General features: G+C 69.8%; 1 protein-coding gene. It reads right to left on the bottom strand.

Annotated features, from left to right (window positions below):
- The coding region (locus ASE71_RS35720; protein WP_156411754.1) for a sulfate/molybdate ABC transporter ATP-binding protein at positions 1 to 331 on the bottom strand (331 nt) is incomplete at both ends.

The raw sequence follows: 331 nt of genomic DNA, 5'->3' as shown, positions 1-331 counted from the left end.
GCGGTCGGCGAGCTCCAGCGCCTCGTCCTGGTCATGGGTGACGAAGATCGTCGTGTGGCCGGTGCGGTCGTGAATGTCGCGCAGCCACTTGCGCAGTTCTTTTCGGACCTGCGCGTCGAGCGCGCCGAAGGGCTCGTCGAGCAGAAGCACGTTCGGTTCCACCGCCATGGCGCGGGCGAGCGCCACACGCTGGCGCTGGCCACCCGAGAGCTGCGCCGGATAGCGCTTGTCGAGGCCGGAGAGCTGGACGAGGTCGAGAAGGTCGAGGGCGCGCTTGCGGATCTCGGCCGACGGCGGGCGGCGATTGGAGGGCCGCACCTTCAGCCCGAAG

This window comes from Ensifer sp. Root954 (genome assembly GCF_001429005.1).
GTDB lineage: Bacteria > Pseudomonadota > Alphaproteobacteria > Rhizobiales > Rhizobiaceae > Ensifer > Ensifer adhaerens.
Note: the sequence above shows the minus strand (reverse complement) of the source record. Positions and strands in the feature narration are given on the sequence as shown.